The organism is Streptomyces sp. NPDC002580, from assembly GCF_042889485.1.
Lineage (GTDB): Bacteria > Actinomycetota > Actinomycetes > Streptomycetales > Streptomycetaceae > Streptomyces.
The window spans coordinates 283,556-300,496 of record NZ_JBIAQZ010000010.1 but is presented as its reverse complement, the minus strand read 5'-3'; the positions used below and the strand labels follow the sequence as shown (position 1 = coordinate 300,496).

Here is a 16,941-nt window from a genome sequence, read left to right as displayed (position 1 = left end):
CCAGGAGCCGATGGCCGTCCGGCCGCTGGACGCGCCGCGCCCCGCCGACCCGCGTCGGGGGAGCGGCACCCACCCTGAACGGCGGGTCCGGCGGGTCCGGCGGGTCCGGCGGGTCCGGCGTCCGGTGGACGTGGAGTGGACGGGCGGAGCCGTGTCTCGCGGTCAGGCGGACCCGTGCCCGGTGGAGCGGGCGGGTGCGCGGGTCAGGGCCGGCGGGGCTGGTCCCGTACCGCCCGGGTTCCGTTCTGTACGCGCCCCTGGCCATGGTCGTACGGCAACCGCGACGCCACCGGCGTCGGCTCCAGGCGGGCGGTGATCACCAGGACGCCCTCCTCGATCTGGTAGTCGAGCGGGAGCCCGAGGCCGCGCATGGCGGCCACCATGCCGGTGTTGGACGCCTGCGTCACGGCGTACACGCTCTCGCAGCCCGCTTCGGCGGCCATGGTCACCAGGCGGCCGATCAGTTCGGCGCCGACACCGCGTCGCTGCCAGTCGTCCTCGACGAGCAGCGCGACCTCCGTCTCGTCGCCGTCCCAGAGGAGGTGTCCGAGACCGACGATCCTGCCGGACGCCGTCTGCACGGCGAGAGTGCGTCCGAAACTGGGGCTGAGCAGGTGGCTGAGATACCGGTCCGCGTCCCCGACGGGACCGTGGTACCGCATGCTCAGCGTGCCCGGAGAGCAGCGCTCGTGCATGGCCCTGGCCGCTTCGAGATCGGAGACGTCGGCGCGGCGTACCGTGATCGCGTTGCCCTCGGGGAGCGTCAGCAGATCCTGCCCGCGCGGGATGCGCGGCCCGAGCCGTGCGTCCAGTTCGACCAGAGCCCGCGCCCGCGCGAACTCGGTCGGCGTGAACGGCAGATACGGCCGCTCCACCGTGATCACACCGCCCTCCGGCGCCCGCAACCGCATCACCGTGTCCTCGAGCGCACCCTCCACGGGAGCCCCCTCCGCCGCCCGGCCGGAGACGGGGGACCGGGCGGGCAGCGAGCGGATCGTGCACCGGCCGAGCAACTGCCGCAACGCGAGGGGCAGTTCGGAGGCATCGAGGGCGGTACGGGTGGCCAGGCCCAGCACCCGGGTCGGCGCGTCCACCAGATCGTGGGCGTCGGCCCGCTCGATCCAGGTGCCGGTGCCGCCCGCCCGTGCCACGTCGCGGGTGATCTCGGCCGTGGGCAGGTCCGCGGGGGCGCGCAGCAGGAACTCGTCGACCGTCCCCTTCGCCAGCGGGTGCGTCTGGAGGCTCAGGATGTCGACCTGGCGCTGCGCGAGCGCCGTGCACAGCGTGGCCAGGGAACCGGGGGCGTCCTCGACCGTCGTCCGCATCCGCCAGAGCACGGTCGGCTTCGGGACGGCCACCGCGGTGGTGGCGCCCGCCTCCTGCTCGGACGGCCCGGCCGCTCGCTCCTCCGCGAGGGGCCGGGCGTCGGTATCGCCGGTCGGCGGTGCGTGACCGTGGCGGCGTGCCCACCACGTGTGGAACCCGGCCGTGGCGAACAGGATCACGGCGGAGACCACCAGCAGCGCGGGGCCGTCCGGCCCGTGCCCGATCAGCTGGGCCACGCCGTCCGCGACCGCCACGGCCGTGAAGAGCGCGGCGAGTTCGACGACGTCCCGCCGCCAGTGGTGTACGGGACGTCCGTGCCTCGCACGCGTCACATCAGTCATGTCTCGAGTCATACCGTCACTGTGAAGGAACGGTGTTGCGTGATCACGAACGGCTTGTGACTGATCGGTTAAGTGTAGTTCTGTCCGGTTTGTAGTTCTTTTCGTGGATCTTTGCGTCACGTGTGCGCGTGGGTCCGTTCGCCTGGTCAGGTGCGGCGCGACTCCCGGGCACCGCGTCCAGAGTGCCCGGCGAGCGCTGCGGGGCCATCCCCTCTGTCATGCGGCGGCCTCCTGTGTCAGCGCGAGCCGTAGCCGACGAGCCTGCACCACCACTTTGGACGAGCCGCGCCGCCCGGCGGCCCCGGCGAGATGCGCGAGATCGCCGCGCGCCCCGGACCGCTCGGCGCAGTCGGCGGCGACGGTCAGCAGTTCCCCCAGCCCTCGGATCGGGCCACCGTCCGACCCCTCCGCCGCGAGGTCGGTCAGCAGAGCCGGCAGAAGGTCGCGCAGCACCGACCAGACCGTGGCGTACGCGCCGGTGGCCGCCGCGGCGTGTATCGAGTCCGCCAACCGGGAGGGCTTCACCGCTCCCCGGCACACCAGTTCCCCGAGGTCCGCGCCGAGCCGTCCGGCGTCGAGCTGCCCGCGCGCGGCCAGCACCAGCAGGGCGTCCACCGCGGCATGCCGGTCCTCGGCATGCCGGGCCCCGAGCCCGTACGCCACGCACAGGTGCAGTGCTTCGCCCGCGGGGCCGTCGGCCTCGGCGAGGAGCGGCAGAATCGCGGCGTCCGACCGGCTGTCGTCCACCGAGAGCATGCTGACGTCCCGCAAGACGCGCGCCGCCACCAGTTCCCGCCGTTCCGGCACGACGGCCGGCCAGTGCCGCTTCGTCGCGACGTCCCAGTGCCGACAGGACGAGCGGTCCTTGAACACCGTGAAGGGGCGTCCCAGCAGCCGGAACTCCGGGGGGAACAAGCCCTGTATCTCTTCCAGTCCACCGAGTTCCACCAGGATGCGGACCCCCGCCGTCCGGCGCCGGTACACCGGCGGCAGCGGCCCCTCGTCGGCGAGCCACTGGGCCAGCCGGTACCCCTCGGGGCTGCCGACGGCGCGGGCCCGGGCCGCGGCAGCCGTCGCCGTCGCACGGTCGCCGCGCCGCACCCGCAGCAGGGCCTGGGCGAAGTCGGCGGCTCCCGGCCGGGCCTCGAGCCGCCGGTACTCGGCGAGGCGCGTCACCAGCTCGTCCGGCTCCAGCAGCCCGGTGTCCCAGGTGGGGGTCGCCAGCAGCAACGGCATCGGCTCGGCGCGGAGCCGGTACGCCACTTCCCACAGGCGTGCGTCGAAAGCGCGCGACATCGCGCTGTGCGGGCAGTTCCCGTTCGGCGCGCCCTGTTGCACCGCCGCGTGGAGCGTGGCCGTGTCCACCTTCTCGAACAGGGCCGCGAGGACGACGTCGAGGCCGTGCGGCGACTCCCGGAAGCGCGCCATCGTGGTCTGATGCCGCGCATCGAGGTTCATCCACCGGCATCGCGCGACCACCGGGCCGAGCGCGTCCACGAGCCCGTCCCGATCGCGGTGGGCGTGGCGGACCAGGCCGTCCAGCGCACGTTCGAACGCGGCGACGCCACCGTCGGAGACCAGCAGCGCGCTGATCTCCTCGGCCAGCTCGGCCACCGAATCCGGTGCCGCGGCCAGCCGGGCACGCTCCGGAACGGGCGGCAGCAGCTCTTCTTGGACGACCGAAGCGGAGCCGGGTTCCTCGATGCCGAGAAGCCGCCGCGCCCGGAGCCGCAGTCCCGGGCTCAACCCGTCGGCGAGTTCGCCGATTCGAACCCGCTCCTCGCCCCCCTCGGGCAGTGCGGCGCCGTGGTGTTCCACCAGCTTCAGCGCACGCTCCTGGGCCTCCGGGTCCTCGTGACCGAAGGCCTGCGCCACCGTGGGCAGCAGTGCGTCCGCCGTGGACGGGTCGCGCCCGAGCACCTTGCCCAGCAGGATGAGCTGGGCGCGTACCAGCTTCTTCTCCGTACGGAAGAGCACCGCCGAGGACATCTCGGCCAGCTGCCGGGGAGTCAACTCGCCCTCCAGCGCCAGAGCCGCGAGCACCGACTGCGCGTGCCAGGCCACGGTCGGCACGGCTTCGCGGGCCAGCGCGATCCAGTCGGCCGAGCGCTCACGTTCCTCGTCACGTGTCGGGCCGAGGCACGACAACAGGCTCAGGAACAGCCGCTGTTCGGCGGGGGCGCCGCCGCGCAGCAGGCGGGCCACGCAGGCGTCCACCAGGATCTCGCGGTCGAGGGTGCCCTCCGCCGCCAGCTCGGCCAGGGCGTGGTGCCAGCTGCCCGGGCCGTCGCCGAACATCCAGGTGATCTGCCCCGTGACGTCCAGGGACGTGAGGAGCGCGTCGACCATCCGTGGCAGACGGGGCTCCTGGCGCAGTCGCCGGGCCAGCGTGTCCTCGCTGTCCCGGGAGGCGCCGATGTGCTCGAACCAGCCCCGCACGTAGGCCTCGGTCGTCGGGACCTCGCAGCCGGACAGCCCCACCAGTCCCGACAGCAGGGCGAACGGGAGGCGGGAACCCGCCGGGCGACGGGCCAGCCGGTGTGTCAGGTCGGCGAGCCAGTCGGTCTCGCGGTCTCCCAGCACATGGAGGAGGACACCGGGGGAGGCCTGGGACCAGCGCATGTCGGCCGCGGCGATCCAGGACGCCGCCCCGGCTGCGCCCGTGTGACAGGCGGCTCCCGCCGCGTGCAGTGCGGGACCGGCGGTCGACCGGGATGTCGCGCCCCACGGCGTGGCGCGCAACTCCTTGCGGAGTTCTCTCAACGCGGGCAGACAGGACCGGCGTTCACCATCCGTCATCCCGTCCAGCAGACCGGTCACCTCGACGGTCCGCCCCGCCCGTACCGCTCTCAGCAGTTCTTCGCCGCTCATCGTTCATCGCCCCCGTCGACCGGACCTTCCAGGAACTCCTCGCGTCGCCCGACGACCGGAGCCGGACCGCCCGACCGCCGGGGCCGCGATCCCCGCGGGCGTCGGGCCCCGCGAGGTCTCGAGTCCCAAGCGTGGTCCACCCGGCGAGGCCTCCAGCGCGGAGGGTCGGGCGTAGGCCACGGCCTGCAAGGATCGCGTCATGGAAAAACCGTAGGGGCCGCCACTGACAATCGCCTCTGACCTGCGACGATTTGCTTGTCGGTCGAGTCCGGCGCCGGTCTCGCGGCACCGAGCGCCGAGGCGGTCGGCCGTGGGTGACGGTCGCCGCGGGGGAGCGGGGCCGAACGGACCGCACGGCCGGCGGACGGCCCACCGGAACCGTACGACCTCCGCCGCCCGTTTCCCCGCGTGCTCCGTTACTGCCCCACGCGCCCTGGCTGGAGTCGCTGGGTGAACAGCACGGTCCCGTCCTGCTCGCGCAGCCGCACCGTCAGTTCGCCGCTGTCGCCGTCGATGTCCACCTCGCCGAAGAACTGATAGCCGCCCGCGGGCGAGACGTTCGAGGCCGTGGGGGCCTTCACGAACACCCGCTCCGGACCGAACGTGTTGTCCAGCGCGCCGGCCGGGAACGCACCGGCGTTGAGCGGACCCGAGACGAACTCCCAGAACGGCTCGAAGTCGGTGAACGCGGCCCGCGACGGTTGATAGTGCTGTGCCGAGGTGTAGTGCACATCGGCGGTGAGCCACACCGTGCCGGTGATCCGCCGGTGCTTGATGAACCGCAGCAGCTCGGCGAGCTGCAGTTCGCGCCCGAGCGGCACACCCGGGTCGCCCTGCGCAACGGCCTCGAAGTTCGGCCGTCCCTCGGTCGTGTCCGGCACGACCAGGCCGAGCGGCATGTCCGCGGCGATCACCTTCCACACGGCACGGGAACGCGACAGTTCCCGCTTCAGCCAGTCCAGTTGCGCGGCGCCGAGGATGCCCCGGGGGTCCGCGACCTGGTCGTCCGGCGAGTTCGCGTTGCGGTGGGTGCGCATGTCGAGGACGAACACGTCCAGGAGGGGACCGTGGCGCACGACGCGGTGCACGCGGCCGTCCCGGCCGGCCGGCCGCAGGGTCGAGACGGGGAAGTACTCACTGAACGCGCGCAGGGCCCGGGCGGCCAGCACGTCGACGCTCTTCTCCGTGTAGCGCGTGTCCGTGGTCGCGATCACCTCCCCCGGGTACCAGTTGTTGCGCACCTCGTGGTCGTCCCACTGGACGATGGACGGAACCCGGGCGTTGAACCGCCTGAGGTTCTGGTCGAGAAGGTTGTAGCGGAAGTTGCCGCGGAACTCCGCCAGCGACTCGGCGACCTTGGACTTCTCCTCGGTCGTGATGTTCCGCCAGGTGCCGCCGCCGGGGAGCGCGGCGGTCGCGGCGATCGGACCGTCCGCGTAGATGTTGTCACCGCTGCACAGGAAGAAGTCCGGGTCGAGCCGGGCCATGGCGTCGTAGATGCGGTAGCCGCCGATGTCCGGGTTGATGCCCCAGCCCTGTCCCGCCAGGTCGCCCGACCACAGGAAGCGCACGCCGCCACGGCGCCCGCGCGGCGCCGTCCGGAACGTCCCGCTCACCGGCTCGCCGGTGCGGCGCGGGTCGTCGGGGTCGGCGAGCAGGACGCGGTAGTGGATCTGTTCGCCGGACGGCAGCCCGCGCAGCCGGGTGGTCCCCGTGAAATCCGTGTCCGCGCCGAGCAGCGGACCGTGCCATCTGCGCGGGTCGCGGAACGACCCGGTCGCCGAGGTCTCGACGATCATCCGGGCCGGGCGGTCGGACCGGACCCAGACCAGGCCGGAGTCGTCGGTGACGTCGCCGGTCTGGACGCCCCAGCCCGCCGTCGGCCGGCCGGACAGGGCGAACGCCGACGCCGAGCCGAACGTCGGCGCCGAGCCGAGCGCGGTGGGCAGAGCCAGTGCGGCCGATGCGGCGAGGGAGCCGCGCAGCACGCTGCGGCGGCCGGGCGGGGAGTGGGTCGGACCTTGCGACATGGATGCGCCTCCAGGGACGAATTCAGCCAGTGTGCAGTGCCACGACTACTGGTGTGCCGCAGCGCGCACGGAAACCGTGGGTGAACAACTGTCCCTGGACGGTGGTGAATCGGTGCGCGTTCGCCGTTCCGGCAGGCGAGATCGGGCCGGCCCCGGTCGGCCGGAGGCGGCCCGCGAGCCGCCTCCGAGGACGGAGGGCCGGTACCGCCCGCGGCCCGCCTTCGAGGGGGACCGATCACCGGCGGGCTGTCGCCGCGGAGGCCGGGCGATGCCGTCCTCCCTCCGGCTCCGCGGCGGGGGTGCGCCGCTCAGCTGCTGCCGTCGAGAATGACGCGGGCGACGAGAGCGGGGTCGTCGTTCATCGGGACGTGCCCGCAGCCGGGCAGCCGTACCAGTCGCGCCCGCGGAATGATCTGCTTGGCCCGGACGCCCTGGCGGCGCACCAGCAGCCGGTCACGCGTGCCCCAGGCCACGGTGACCGGGAGCGTCGGGATGTCGTCCGTGAACTGGACGGTCGTGCCCGCCCGGAGCGTCTCGGTGAACGCCTCGGCGTTGGCCAGCGCGAGTGTCTCGGCGACGACGGCGTCCGGTGACCGGCGCCCGGGCCGGGCGTAGATGGTGCTGGTCAGCACCGTCCGGCCGGCTGCCGAGCGGGAGAGCCGCTCGATGACCGGGAGCGGCGTCCGCCGGGCCGCCTGGCGCATGGCGAGCAGGACACCGAAGGCGTACCGCCGTTCCACGGGGGACCAGAAACCGGCGGGAGACAGCGCGGTGACGGACCGTACGAGCTTCTCGCGGCCGAGCTCCAGGGCCAGCAGCCCGCCCAGCGAGTTGCCCGCGACGTGCGGTCGTTCGACGCCCAGCGCCTCGCACAGCGCGCCGAGCACGGGCACCACCGTCGCCAGGTCGTGGGCGAGTCCCTCGGGCAGGGCCGGGGACTCGCCGAAGCCGGGGAGGTCGACGGAGATGACGTCGCGCTCGGCCGCGAGGATGGGGATGACCGGGTCCCAGGCCTGTCGGTGGTGGCCGATCCCGTGCAGCAGGAGCAGGGGCGCACCCGTGCCCACGCGTGCGTAGGACAGGGTGACCGCCCTCGGCCCGCGCGGGGAGGGGAGGGTGACGGAGACCGTGTCGGACATGGGACCGCTCCTTGTCTGGGACGCCGTGACGAACTCTCGTAGACAGCTTGTCAGCAACTGCTACCGGCGGGTAGCCCCAAGTCGCCACGAAGCGTACGACGATGAGCCGGGAGACCGTGGGCAGGACGCCGGAACCCCGCCCCGCCCATGGCCCCGCCCACAGGCTCGGGCCCGAGCCCGAGCCCACGCGCATGCCATGCCCACGGCCCCGGCAGCGACCACGCCCGGCATCGTTTGGTCGCTGTCGCTGTCGCTGTCGCCGCCTCGGCCGCCGCGGTCGTCGTCGCCGTCTCCCGGGCCTCGGACTAGCGCGCCCTGCGGACCTCCACGTTGAACTCCGAGGTCCCGGTGCTCTGGAAGAGGGCCAGCCACAGCGGCAGATACATCTCCACGGCCCGCGCCGTCCGGATGCCCCCGAGGTCGAGCACGCGGTGCGCGGGCCAGCCGAACTCGCCCAGCAGCGCCGTCACCTGCTCCTTGGCGCCGTCGTCCTCGCCCGAGACGAAGATCTGGTGTTCGCCCGGCACCCTGGCGGGGTCCACCATCAGGGCGCAGTTGACGGTGTTGAGGCTCTTCACCACGCGTGCCCGCGGGAAGGCCCGTTGGATCTGCTCGCCCACACTGTCCGACTCGACGGGCGACAGCCGCATCTCACCGTCCTCGAAGGCCATGGGGTTGGAGACGTCGAGGATCACCTTGCCGTCCAGGTGTTCCTCGCCCGCCGACCGCAGCACCGCGAGCGCCAGCCGGCCGCCCACCGCGTTCACCACCACCTCGCCGAAGGCCGCGGAGTCCTCGAACGTGCCGTGGAACGCCCGCGGACCCGCGTCGCCCGCCCAGGCGACGGCCGCCTCGTTGTCCTTCGTGCGCGAACCCAGCGTCACCTCGTGGCCCAGCTCGACCAGCTTCCCGGCGAGCGTGCGCCCGACGTCTCCCGTGCCAAGAACCGCGTACCGCATCGTCGTTCCTCCCGTGTCGATATCGCGGGCCACCGGCGGCCCGCGGTCATTGTGCGCCGGGCAGGGCGATTTCGCCTGGACACGAGGAAAGGTGTCGGGTGGGATGGTGGGGTGGCCACCGACATAGCGACCGACGTCTTCGAAGAGCATCGCCCGGTCCTGATGGGCGTGGCGTACCGCATGCTCGGGCGGGTCGCCGACGCGGAGGACGTCGTCCAGGAGGCGTGGTTGCGCTGGTCGGCCGACGACCGGTCGGACGTGCGCGAACCGCGCGGCTATCTGGTCCGCGTGACCACCCGGCTCGCCGTCGACCGGCTGCGCCAGGTCCAGTCGCGCCGTGAGGCCTACGTCGGACCGTGGCTCCCGGAGCCGTACGTCACCGACTTCGGCGACACCGTCCCCGACAGTGCCGAACGGGCCGTTCTCGCCGACTCCGTCTCCCTCGCCGTTCTCGTCGTCCTGGAGTCCCTGTCACCGCTGGAGCGGGCGGTTTTCGTACTGAGAGAGGCCTTCGGCTATCCGTACGCCGACATCGCGGCCGTACTCGAACGGGGCGAACCGGCGGTGCGTCAACTCGCCGGGCGGGCGCGCAGACACGTGGAGGAACGGCGGCCGCGCTACGAGGTCGACCCCGCCGAACGCCGTGACCTCACCGAACGGTTCCTCGCCGCGGCGGGCGAGGGGAATCTGGCGGGACTCATTTCCCTGCTGGCCCCGGAGGCACGGCTCATCGGCGACAGCGGAGGCCTGGCCCAGGCGCCGCTGCGGGTTCTCGACTCCGCCGACAAGGTCGGCCGCTTCGTCATCGGGGTCACGAAGAAGGGCGTCGCCGGACTGTCGTTCCGCTTCCTGGAGGTCAACGGCGGTCTCGCGGTGCTGGTCCTGTCCGAGGGCAAGCCGGACAGCGTCCTGCAACTGGACGTCGCGGACGGCCGCGTCCAGTGCGTCTACATCATGCGCAACCCCGAGAAGCTGGTGTCCCTCTCCCTGGACTGACCACTCCCGGCGCCCGGCAGGCGCTTCGGAACACCCCCGCGGAAGCCGCGGCGGAACAGCGAGAGCCCCCGTCCCACGGACGGGGGCTCTCGGTTTCGTGTCGTGCGCATCGCCCAGTGAGAACACCCCGTGAACGCTCCGCGGCCGGGCGCCTGTGCAAACCGCAAGGGATCGAGGATTGGTCTTGACCAAGGGTGGGGGCGGCCCTATGGTCGCAGGGATAGTGCAGGAACCTTTAATAAACAAGGGCGTTAAAACGCCGCCGGGCCACGGCGATTGCGGAGGACAGGGTGGGGACCACGCAGTTGGAAACGGTGCCGGAACCTAAGTACTGGCATCTCAGGACCGTGCTCAGTGAGGCACTCGACTCAGAGTTCACGGTGGGCGAGATCCTGCCCAACGAACGTGATCTGGCGGCCCGCTTCGGCGTCGCCCGGGCCACGCTGCGCCAAGCGCTGGAACAGCTCGAACTGGAAGGTCGTCTGCAGCGCCGTCGTGGCGTGGGCACCACCGTCGCGCCACCGCGCGTGGGTGTGGCGGTCGGCAGCGAACAGCACGTGTGGCCGGGAGCGGTCGGTGACGCCTGGCACGCGGCGGACTGCACCATGACGGCACCGCCCGCGTCGGTGGCCGCGGTCCTGGAGACCGCCGCCGACGAGCAGGTGCACATGGTGCGCCGCTCGCGGGTGACGCACGGGCAGCCCGTCGCCGCCGAACTCCTCTACATCTCGGCGACTTCCGTACCGGATCTGTCGGCGATCGACGCGCCCTCGGGGGCCGCACGCGCGCGTGCCGTGCTGCGGGAGCTTCAGCGTCTGGATCTGGAAGGCCAGGACAGCGCCGTCGAACTCGGCTCGGCCCGCGCGGACGACGCCAAGGAGCTCGACCGGCTTCCGGGGGCGCCCGTACTCGTCGTCACGACCCGCTTCTTCTCCGAGGGGCGTACCGCGGCGGTCTCCGTGGCCACCTATCGCGCGGACACCTGCCGGCTCACGTTCGGCGACTCAGGCGGCGTCGAGATCCACCACGACACCGAGCGCCGCGCCTCCTGAACCGTCCGCCCGGACAGGCGCGCTCCTCGAGCCGCGTCCGGAGTCCCGTCCGTCGCGCCCCGGAACCTCCGGGGCGCGACGCTTTGCTTGCCCGGCCGACGCGGCCTCGCGTCGGGAGCGGTACCGCCGTCGGTCCGGTCAGCGGCGCGCCGTCACGGTCCCCTCCACCGCGAACAGTTGCTCCTCCACGTGGTCGAGGGCCAGTCGCAGTGCCCCCGTCGCCACGGCCGCCTCACCCAGCAGGGAGAGGGCCACCTTGGGCGGACGCAGACAGTAGCGCGCCAACTCCCGCCGCAGCGGCTCCAGCACGCCGTCGAGACCGGCCGCCCAGCCGCCGATGACGACCAGTTCCGGGTCGAGGGCGAGGACGAGGGCGGCCACGTCGTGCACCAGCCGCTGGATGAAACGGTCCATCGCCGCGCGCGCCCGCTGGTCACCGCCCTTGGCCAGCGCGAACACCTTGGCGACGGCCTGCTCGTCGAGCGGGTGCAACGGTTCGTCCGTGGTCGACAGGAGCGTCTCGGGAGTGACGTCACGGCCCAGCAGATGCAGCGCGCCGATCTCGCCGGCCGCCCCGCCGTACCCACGGTGCAACCGTCCGCCGATCAGTGAGCCGGCGCCCGGGCTCAGCCCGGCCAGGACGAAGACGACGTCGTCGGACTCGGTCGCCGCGCCCTTCCAGTGTTCCGCCACCGCCGCCGCGTTGGCGTCGTTCTCCACCAGGACCGGGCACTTGAAGGAACGGCTCAGCCGCTCGCCCAGGGGCAGGCCCGTCCACTCCGGCAGCGCCGTGCCCAGGCGAACGGTGCCGTCCGCCTCCACGATGCCGGGGCTTCCCACACCCACCGCGCGCAGAGAACTGCGGGCGACACCCGCCCTGCGCAGCAGTTCGGCGACCGCCACCCGCAGCCGTTCCAGCCGCTCGTCGGCGGACGCCGTCTCGTCGACGTCCTTGGCCATCGCGCCCATCACGCGCCCGTCCAGGTCCGCGAGCAGCGCCGCGACGCGGTGCGGGCCGATCTCCAGGCCCAGCAGATGCCCCGCCTCGGCCCGGAACCGGAACCTGCGCGCCGGACGCCCCTGGCGTCGCGTGGCACCCTCCTCGGCCGCCTTCTCGACGACGAGGCCGTTCTCGATCAGCCCCTCGACGACGCCCTCGACCGTCGGCCGGGACAGACCGGTCACCCGGGTGATCTCGGTGAGGGTCGCGCAGTCCGTGGCACGCAGGGCGTGCAGCACCACCGCGGAATTGATCCGTCGCAGCAGAGAGGGATCCCCGCCGGTCAACCGCCCCAACGTCCGTCCTCCCAGCTTGTACGCGTGTTGGCCGGATCGTACTCGTCGCGGGGGACCCCGGCGAGGGCCGGGGACCCTTTCCCGTGCGCGGACCGCCGTCAGCCCGGCGCCACGAACCCCGACTCGTAGGCCGCGATGACCGCCTGAGTACGGTCCCGGGCACCCAGCTTCGCCAGTACGGAGCTGACGTGCGACTTGACCGTCTCCGTGCCGACGACCAGCCGCGCGGCGATCTCGGCGTTGGACATCCCCCGCGCCATCAGCCGCAGCACGTCCGCCTCGCGCTCGGTCAGCGCGGCCCGCTCCATGGCCGCCCGCGCCGCCGGACTGGCCCCGCCGTCCCCGTAGTCGGCCGCCAACTGCCGCACGGAGGCGGGGAACAGCAGGGACTCGCCCTCGGCCACCAGTCGCACCGCGTGCACGATCTCGGCCGGCCGCGCCCGCTTCAGGAGGAAGCCGTCGGCCCCCGCGCGCAGCGCCTCGTAGACGTACTCGTCGTTCTCGAACGTCGTCACCACGAGGATCTTGGGCGGGTCGGCGACCGTCCGCAGAACCGCGCGGGTCGTCTCGATGCCGTCCATCAGGGGCATCCGGACGTCCATGGCGACCACATCGGGCCGCAACTGCCGGACGAGCGGGATCACGGCGGCGCCGTCGGCGGCCTCACCGACGACCTCGATGTCGGGCTGCGCCTCCAACACGGCGCGCAGCCCCGCGCGTACGAGGGGTTCGTCGTCGACGAGCAGAACGGTGACCGGCATCCGGCCAGCGTAGATCAGTGCGACGGAAGCTCGGCGTGCACCTGCCAGTCACCCTCGTGCGGGCCCGTCCGGGCGCTGCCGCCGAGCAGCGCGGCCCGCTCCCGTATGCCGCGCAGACCGCTGCCCCGCCCGGAACCGGCTCTGCCGTCCGGCAGCGGATTGCGGACCTCCAGGGAGAGCGTGCCGTCCCTGACCTCGATACGGACCCGCACCGGGACGCTCCCGGCATGCCGGAGCACATTGGTGAGCGACTCCTGGAGGATGCGGTAGCCCTCTCTGGACACCGGACCGGCCACCGTCTCCAACGGGCCCGAGACCTCGGCGTCCACCTTGGCCCCGGAGGTGCGCGCCGACTCCAGCAGTCGGTCGGCGTCCGCCAGCGTGGGGCGGCCGCTCACGGGACGTTCCGCCTCGCGCAGCACCCCGAGCACCCGCTCCAGGTCCTCCAGAGCGGCTCTTCCGGTCTCCTCGATGGCGGTCAGGGCACGGTCGGTGAACTCCGGGTCGCCGGCCGCGCGCGCGGCTCCGGCCTGCACCACCGCGACAGTGAGCGCGTGGCCGATGGAGTCGTGGAGCTCCCGGGCTATGCGGTTGCGCTCCAGGAGTTGTTCGGTGCGCGTCTCCAGGGCGGCGAGCCGCTCGGCGGAGGAGGGGCCGAGAAGCCGCCGGGCGAGCGCCGTGGTCAGCTCGCCGAGGCCGACCACCGCGCCGTACAGAGCGAGCAGGGGCAGAGGAATGAGCAGCGCGCAGCTCCAGTGCGGGTCCAGGAGCCGCACCACGGGGTCTCCGGACGGCCAGTAGCCCAGGGCGGCCCTGGTGAGGTCGACGGCGAACACGGGCAGCCACACGGTGACCATGGAGGTCGCCACGCTCAGCAGCATGCGCGCCTCCAGCCAGAGGACGGTGCGCCACCGGTCCCTCGGGCCGGCCGAGGGGGCGACCGAGAACGCCGCGTCCTCACCGCCCCGCTCGCCCGGCGCCAGCATGAACCGCGCCTGCACACCCTCGCCCCGCCGCACGGCCGGGATCAGCCCCAGCGGAATGAGCATCAGCGCGGGCACCCACGGCCTCGACATGTCGATGAAGAGCCACACGCTGACGAACAGCATCGGCACCCACAGGTGCAGCAAGCGCGTGTACGTCGTCCCCCACAGCAGAGGGCGCAGAAACCGGGCCATCACGCCATCGTGCCAGCGGGCACCGACAACGGACCTCCCCCGAGCGGGGGAGACGATCTCCACCCGTGGGGGAGGCGGACACCAGTCGCCGACGGCCACGCTGAACCCATGACCAGCATCGACGTCCAAGACCTGACCAAGGAGTACGGCGGCAAGCGCGCCGTGGACCACCTGACCTTCGGCGTTCTCCCGGGCCGTGTCACCGGATTCCTCGGCCCCAATGGCGCCGGGAAGTCCACCACCATGCGGCTCGTGCTGGGCCTGGACCGGCCCACCTCCGGCACCGCCACCATCGGGGGCCGCGCGTACGCCACCCTCGACGAACCGCTCCGGAAGGTGGGCGCCCTCCTCGACGCGGGAGCCGCGCACGGGTCGCGGACCGCCCGGAACCACCTGCGGGCCCTCGCCGCCACCAACCGCATCCCCGAACGCCGGGTCGACGAGGTGCTGGAGGAGACGGGGCTCGCCCCGGTGGCCCGGCACCGGGTGAAGACGTACTCCCTGGGCATGCGTCAGCGTCTGGGCATCGCGGCCGCCCTGCTCGGCGACCCGCCCGTGATGCTCCTGGACGAACCGTCGAACGGGCTCGACCCCGAAGGGATCATCTGGATCCGGGAGTTGCTGCGCCGACTGGCCCGGGAGGGGCGAACCGTCCTCGTCTCCAGCCATCTCATGAACGAGACCGCCTCCTTCGCCGACCAGCTCGTCGTCCTCGGCCGCGGCAGACTCCTGGCCGACATGCCCATGCGCGAGTTCATCGACGCGCGCGTGCGGCCTCGCGTCCGGGTGCGCAGCGTGGACGGCCGTGCCCTGGGGGGCCTGTTCGCGGAGCACGGCATCGAGGCCGTCGAGGGCGAGGACGGCCGCTGGACCGCGTTCGACGCGGGACTGGAGGACATCGGGCGCCTCACCTCGGCCGCCGGTCTCCCCATCCTCGAACTCGCCTCGGAAGAAGGGACGTTGGAGCAGGCCTACCTGGATCTGACGGCCGCCGAGACCGAGTTCGCCGCCGCCCCGACACAGCCTCAGGAGGTCTGACCGTGTCCTTCGCACCCGTACTCCGCGCGGAATGGATCAAGATCCGAACCCTGCGCTCGCTCCTCTGGGGCCTGCTCGCCGTCCTCGTGGCCACGGTCGCGTTCTCGGCGCTCGCCGGACTCGACAACTCCGACGACCCGGAGTTCGACCCGCTCTTCTCGACCTTCTTCGGCGTCAGTTTCGGCCAGATCGCGGCCATCACCTTCGGAGCCCAGGCGGTCTCGGCCGAGTACCAGGGCGGCGCGCTCCGCGTCTCACTGGCGGCGGTGCCCGTCCGGGGGCGCTGGTTCCTGGCCAAGACGGTGGCGATCGGCGTACCGGCCCTGGGGATCGGCCTGGTCACGGGCGTGCTCAGTCTGGTCGTCGGGACGTCCGTGCTCGGTTCCCGGGCCGACGGCCTGACCTGGACGGAGGAGCTCCGGGGTGTGGTCGGCTGCGCCGTCTACCTCTCCTTGATGGCCCTGTTCGCGGCGGGCCTGGCAGCCGTCCTGCGCAGCGGGGTCGCCACGCTGAGCATCCTGATCCCGTTCCTCCTGATCGTGTCCTTCGTCGTGGGGAACGCGTCCGGGAGCGTGGCGGACTTCCTGCCGGACAAGGCCGGGCAGACGGTCCTGCACGCTTCGTGGGACGGCGCTCTGGGTCCCTGGAGCGGGCTCGCCGTGACCGCGCTGTGGACCGCCGCGGCTCTGGGCGCGGGGGCGTGGTGCGTCCGGCGCAGGGACGCGTGACCGCACTCGCTTCCTGACGCCTCGGTAATTGCCGGTGGTGGCGGCTTCACCGGACGTCATGACCTTCGCGCGGCATCTCGCCACGATCGACCGGCTGTGCGCCGAGGACTTTCCCACGGGGCACGGCGGGTCGGTCGCCGGGTCGTACGGCGGTCCCGGGGCTGCCGTCGGCGGTCCCGGGGACGGACCGCCCAGACGTGGTGAGCGCGGGGACCGACCGGCCTTGATCCGGTGATCACGGAGACCGACCGGTCCTGACACGGTGAGCGCGGAGGCGGACCTGCCGTCAGGGGGTGAGCGCGCCGGTGTGACCACCGTGATGCGGTGACACGGGGGCCGTTCCGTACGGGACCCGATCAGCCGTCGAGGCGACCGCACACCTCGGCGACCAGGCTGTCGGCGTCGTCGAGCGCGGCAGCCAGTGTCTCCGGGGTGGTGCCGAGCGCGGAGAACAGTCCCTGGGCCCGTCCGGCGAACTCCGGCGGGGCGACCGCGAGCTCTCCCGCCGCCCGGACCGCCCCCTTTTCGTTGAGCACCCAACGCCGGGCCTGGGCATGGAGGGCGTGAACGAGAAGTCCGACCGCGCGGAAGAGACAGCCGGAGACGTAGAAGACGTCACCGCGAGCAGCCCCCTTGCGGGCGCCCGCGAGGACGAACGGTGCCTCCCACCGCGCGTTGTCCATGAGCGCTTCGCGCAGCGGCTCGGGGTAGCGGCGCGTCTGCTCCCGCAGGGCCCGAAGCTCACCGCCGGGGTCGGTGAGGATCCGTCCGACGGCCAGCTCACCGGCATAGGCGTGGGAGTAGACACCCAGGGGATGTCCTGGCTGGACACCGATCTCGAACCGCCCGGCGAGGCACTGCCGCCAGACGCGGTGCACCCGGTCCAGGTCACGGTAGATCCAGTCGACCCGGTGACCGTCGACGGTCAGCCAGCCGCCGCCGTCCACCCACGGTCCCCAGCCGCCCGGCTCGGTGACGTCCACCGAATCACCGGTCAGCCGGGCCGCGAGCAGGCGCAGGGCCGCGGTGTCCAGCGGCGGCCGGTAGTAGAGGCCCAGATCGAAGTCGGAGCCGGGGCCGTGCGTGCCACTGGCCCGGCTGCCTCCCAGACACACACCGACGACGCCGTCGACCTCGGTCAGCCGGTCCGCGATCTCTGTCAGACGCTCCATACCCCGGATTCTGCCGAGGCGCGTTTCCGACGGCGACCCGTTTCTGAGAGGCCG

13 protein-coding genes are annotated in these 16,941 nt (G+C 72.7%); 4 read left to right on the top strand and 9 right to left on the bottom strand.

All coding sequences use genetic code 11. The features are described 5' to 3' along the window. Positions 1–203 precede the first annotated feature (203 nt). From ACFYW7_RS29425 to ACFYW7_RS29405, 5 genes are all read right to left on the bottom strand, one after another. On the bottom strand, positions 204–1,667 hold the full coding sequence (locus ACFYW7_RS29425) for a GNAT family N-acetyltransferase (RefSeq protein ID WP_389507787.1): 1,464 nt from the start codon (positions 1,665–1,667) through the stop codon (positions 204–206). A 216-nt stretch (positions 1,668–1,883) separates the two neighbouring features. Further along, a complete protein-coding gene (locus ACFYW7_RS29420; RefSeq protein ID WP_389507785.1) occupies positions 1,884–4,538 on the bottom strand; it encodes a DUF6493 family protein in 2,655 nt (884 codons plus the stop codon). 416 nt (positions 4,539–4,954) lie between these two features. After that, a complete protein-coding gene (locus tag ACFYW7_RS29415) occupies positions 4,955–6,568 on the bottom strand; it encodes an alkaline phosphatase D family protein (RefSeq protein ID WP_389507783.1) in 1,614 nt (537 codons plus the stop codon). Positions 6,569–6,876: 308 nt separating this feature from the next. Next, positions 6,877–7,707: an alpha/beta fold hydrolase gene (locus tag ACFYW7_RS29410; RefSeq protein WP_389507781.1), complete on the bottom strand. Its 831-nt coding sequence runs from the start codon at positions 7,705–7,707 to the stop codon at positions 6,877–6,879. 305 nt (positions 7,708–8,012) lie between these two features. Continuing rightward, positions 8,013–8,666 carry an NADPH-dependent F420 reductase gene (locus ACFYW7_RS29405; RefSeq protein WP_389507779.1) on the bottom strand — a complete coding sequence of 218 codons (654 nt, stop codon included), beginning with the start codon at positions 8,664–8,666 and terminating at the stop codon, positions 8,013–8,015. A gap of 111 nt (positions 8,667–8,777) precedes the next feature. On the opposite strand from ACFYW7_RS29405, the gene ACFYW7_RS29400 reads away from it, so the two are divergent. Both ACFYW7_RS29400 and ACFYW7_RS29395 read left to right on the top strand, forming a co-directional pair. After that, a complete protein-coding gene (locus ACFYW7_RS29400; RefSeq protein ID WP_389507777.1) occupies positions 8,778–9,662 on the top strand; it encodes an RNA polymerase sigma-70 factor in 885 nt (294 codons plus the stop codon). Between the two features lie 290 nt (positions 9,663–9,952). After that, positions 9,953–10,714, top strand: a complete 762-nt coding sequence (locus ACFYW7_RS29395) for a GntR family transcriptional regulator (RefSeq protein WP_389507775.1) — start codon at positions 9,953–9,955, stop codon at positions 10,712–10,714. A gap of 138 nt (positions 10,715–10,852) precedes the next feature. Here ACFYW7_RS29395 and ACFYW7_RS29390 read toward each other — a convergent pair whose 3' ends face one another. The 3 genes from ACFYW7_RS29390 to ACFYW7_RS29380 all read right to left on the bottom strand — a co-directional run bounded on the left by ACFYW7_RS29390 (position 10,853) and on the right by ACFYW7_RS29380 (position 13,949). Beyond that, on the bottom strand, positions 10,853–12,010 hold the full coding sequence (locus tag ACFYW7_RS29390; RefSeq protein WP_389507773.1) for an ROK family transcriptional regulator: 1,158 nt from the start codon (positions 12,008–12,010) through the stop codon (positions 10,853–10,855). 98 nt (positions 12,011–12,108) lie between these two features. After that, positions 12,109–12,771: a response regulator gene (locus ACFYW7_RS29385; protein ID WP_387302040.1), complete on the bottom strand. Its 663-nt coding sequence runs from the start codon at positions 12,769–12,771 to the stop codon at positions 12,109–12,111. A 14-nt stretch (positions 12,772–12,785) separates the two neighbouring features. After that, on the bottom strand, positions 12,786–13,949 hold the full coding sequence (locus ACFYW7_RS29380) for a sensor histidine kinase (protein WP_389507771.1): 1,164 nt from the start codon (positions 13,947–13,949) through the stop codon (positions 12,786–12,788). Between the two features lie 108 nt (positions 13,950–14,057). Here ACFYW7_RS29380 and ACFYW7_RS29375 point away from each other — a divergent pair, with 108 nt between their 5' ends. Both ACFYW7_RS29375 and ACFYW7_RS29370 read left to right on the top strand, forming a co-directional pair. After that, the gene (locus tag ACFYW7_RS29375; protein WP_389507769.1) at positions 14,058–14,987 is read left to right on the top strand and encodes an ABC transporter ATP-binding protein; all 930 of its coding nucleotides are present in this window, start codon (positions 14,058–14,060) and stop codon (positions 14,985–14,987) included. 2 nt (positions 14,988–14,989) lie between these two features. Continuing rightward, the gene (locus tag ACFYW7_RS29370; RefSeq protein WP_389507767.1) at positions 14,990–15,715 is read left to right on the top strand and encodes an ABC transporter permease subunit; all 726 of its coding nucleotides are present in this window, start codon (positions 14,990–14,992) and stop codon (positions 15,713–15,715) included. A gap of 356 nt (positions 15,716–16,071) precedes the next feature. Here ACFYW7_RS29370 and ACFYW7_RS29365 read toward each other — a convergent pair whose 3' ends face one another. Beyond that, a complete protein-coding gene (locus ACFYW7_RS29365) occupies positions 16,072–16,887 on the bottom strand; it encodes a nucleotidyltransferase domain-containing protein (protein ID WP_389507765.1) in 816 nt (271 codons plus the stop codon). Between the last annotated feature and the right edge of the window lie 54 nt (positions 16,888–16,941).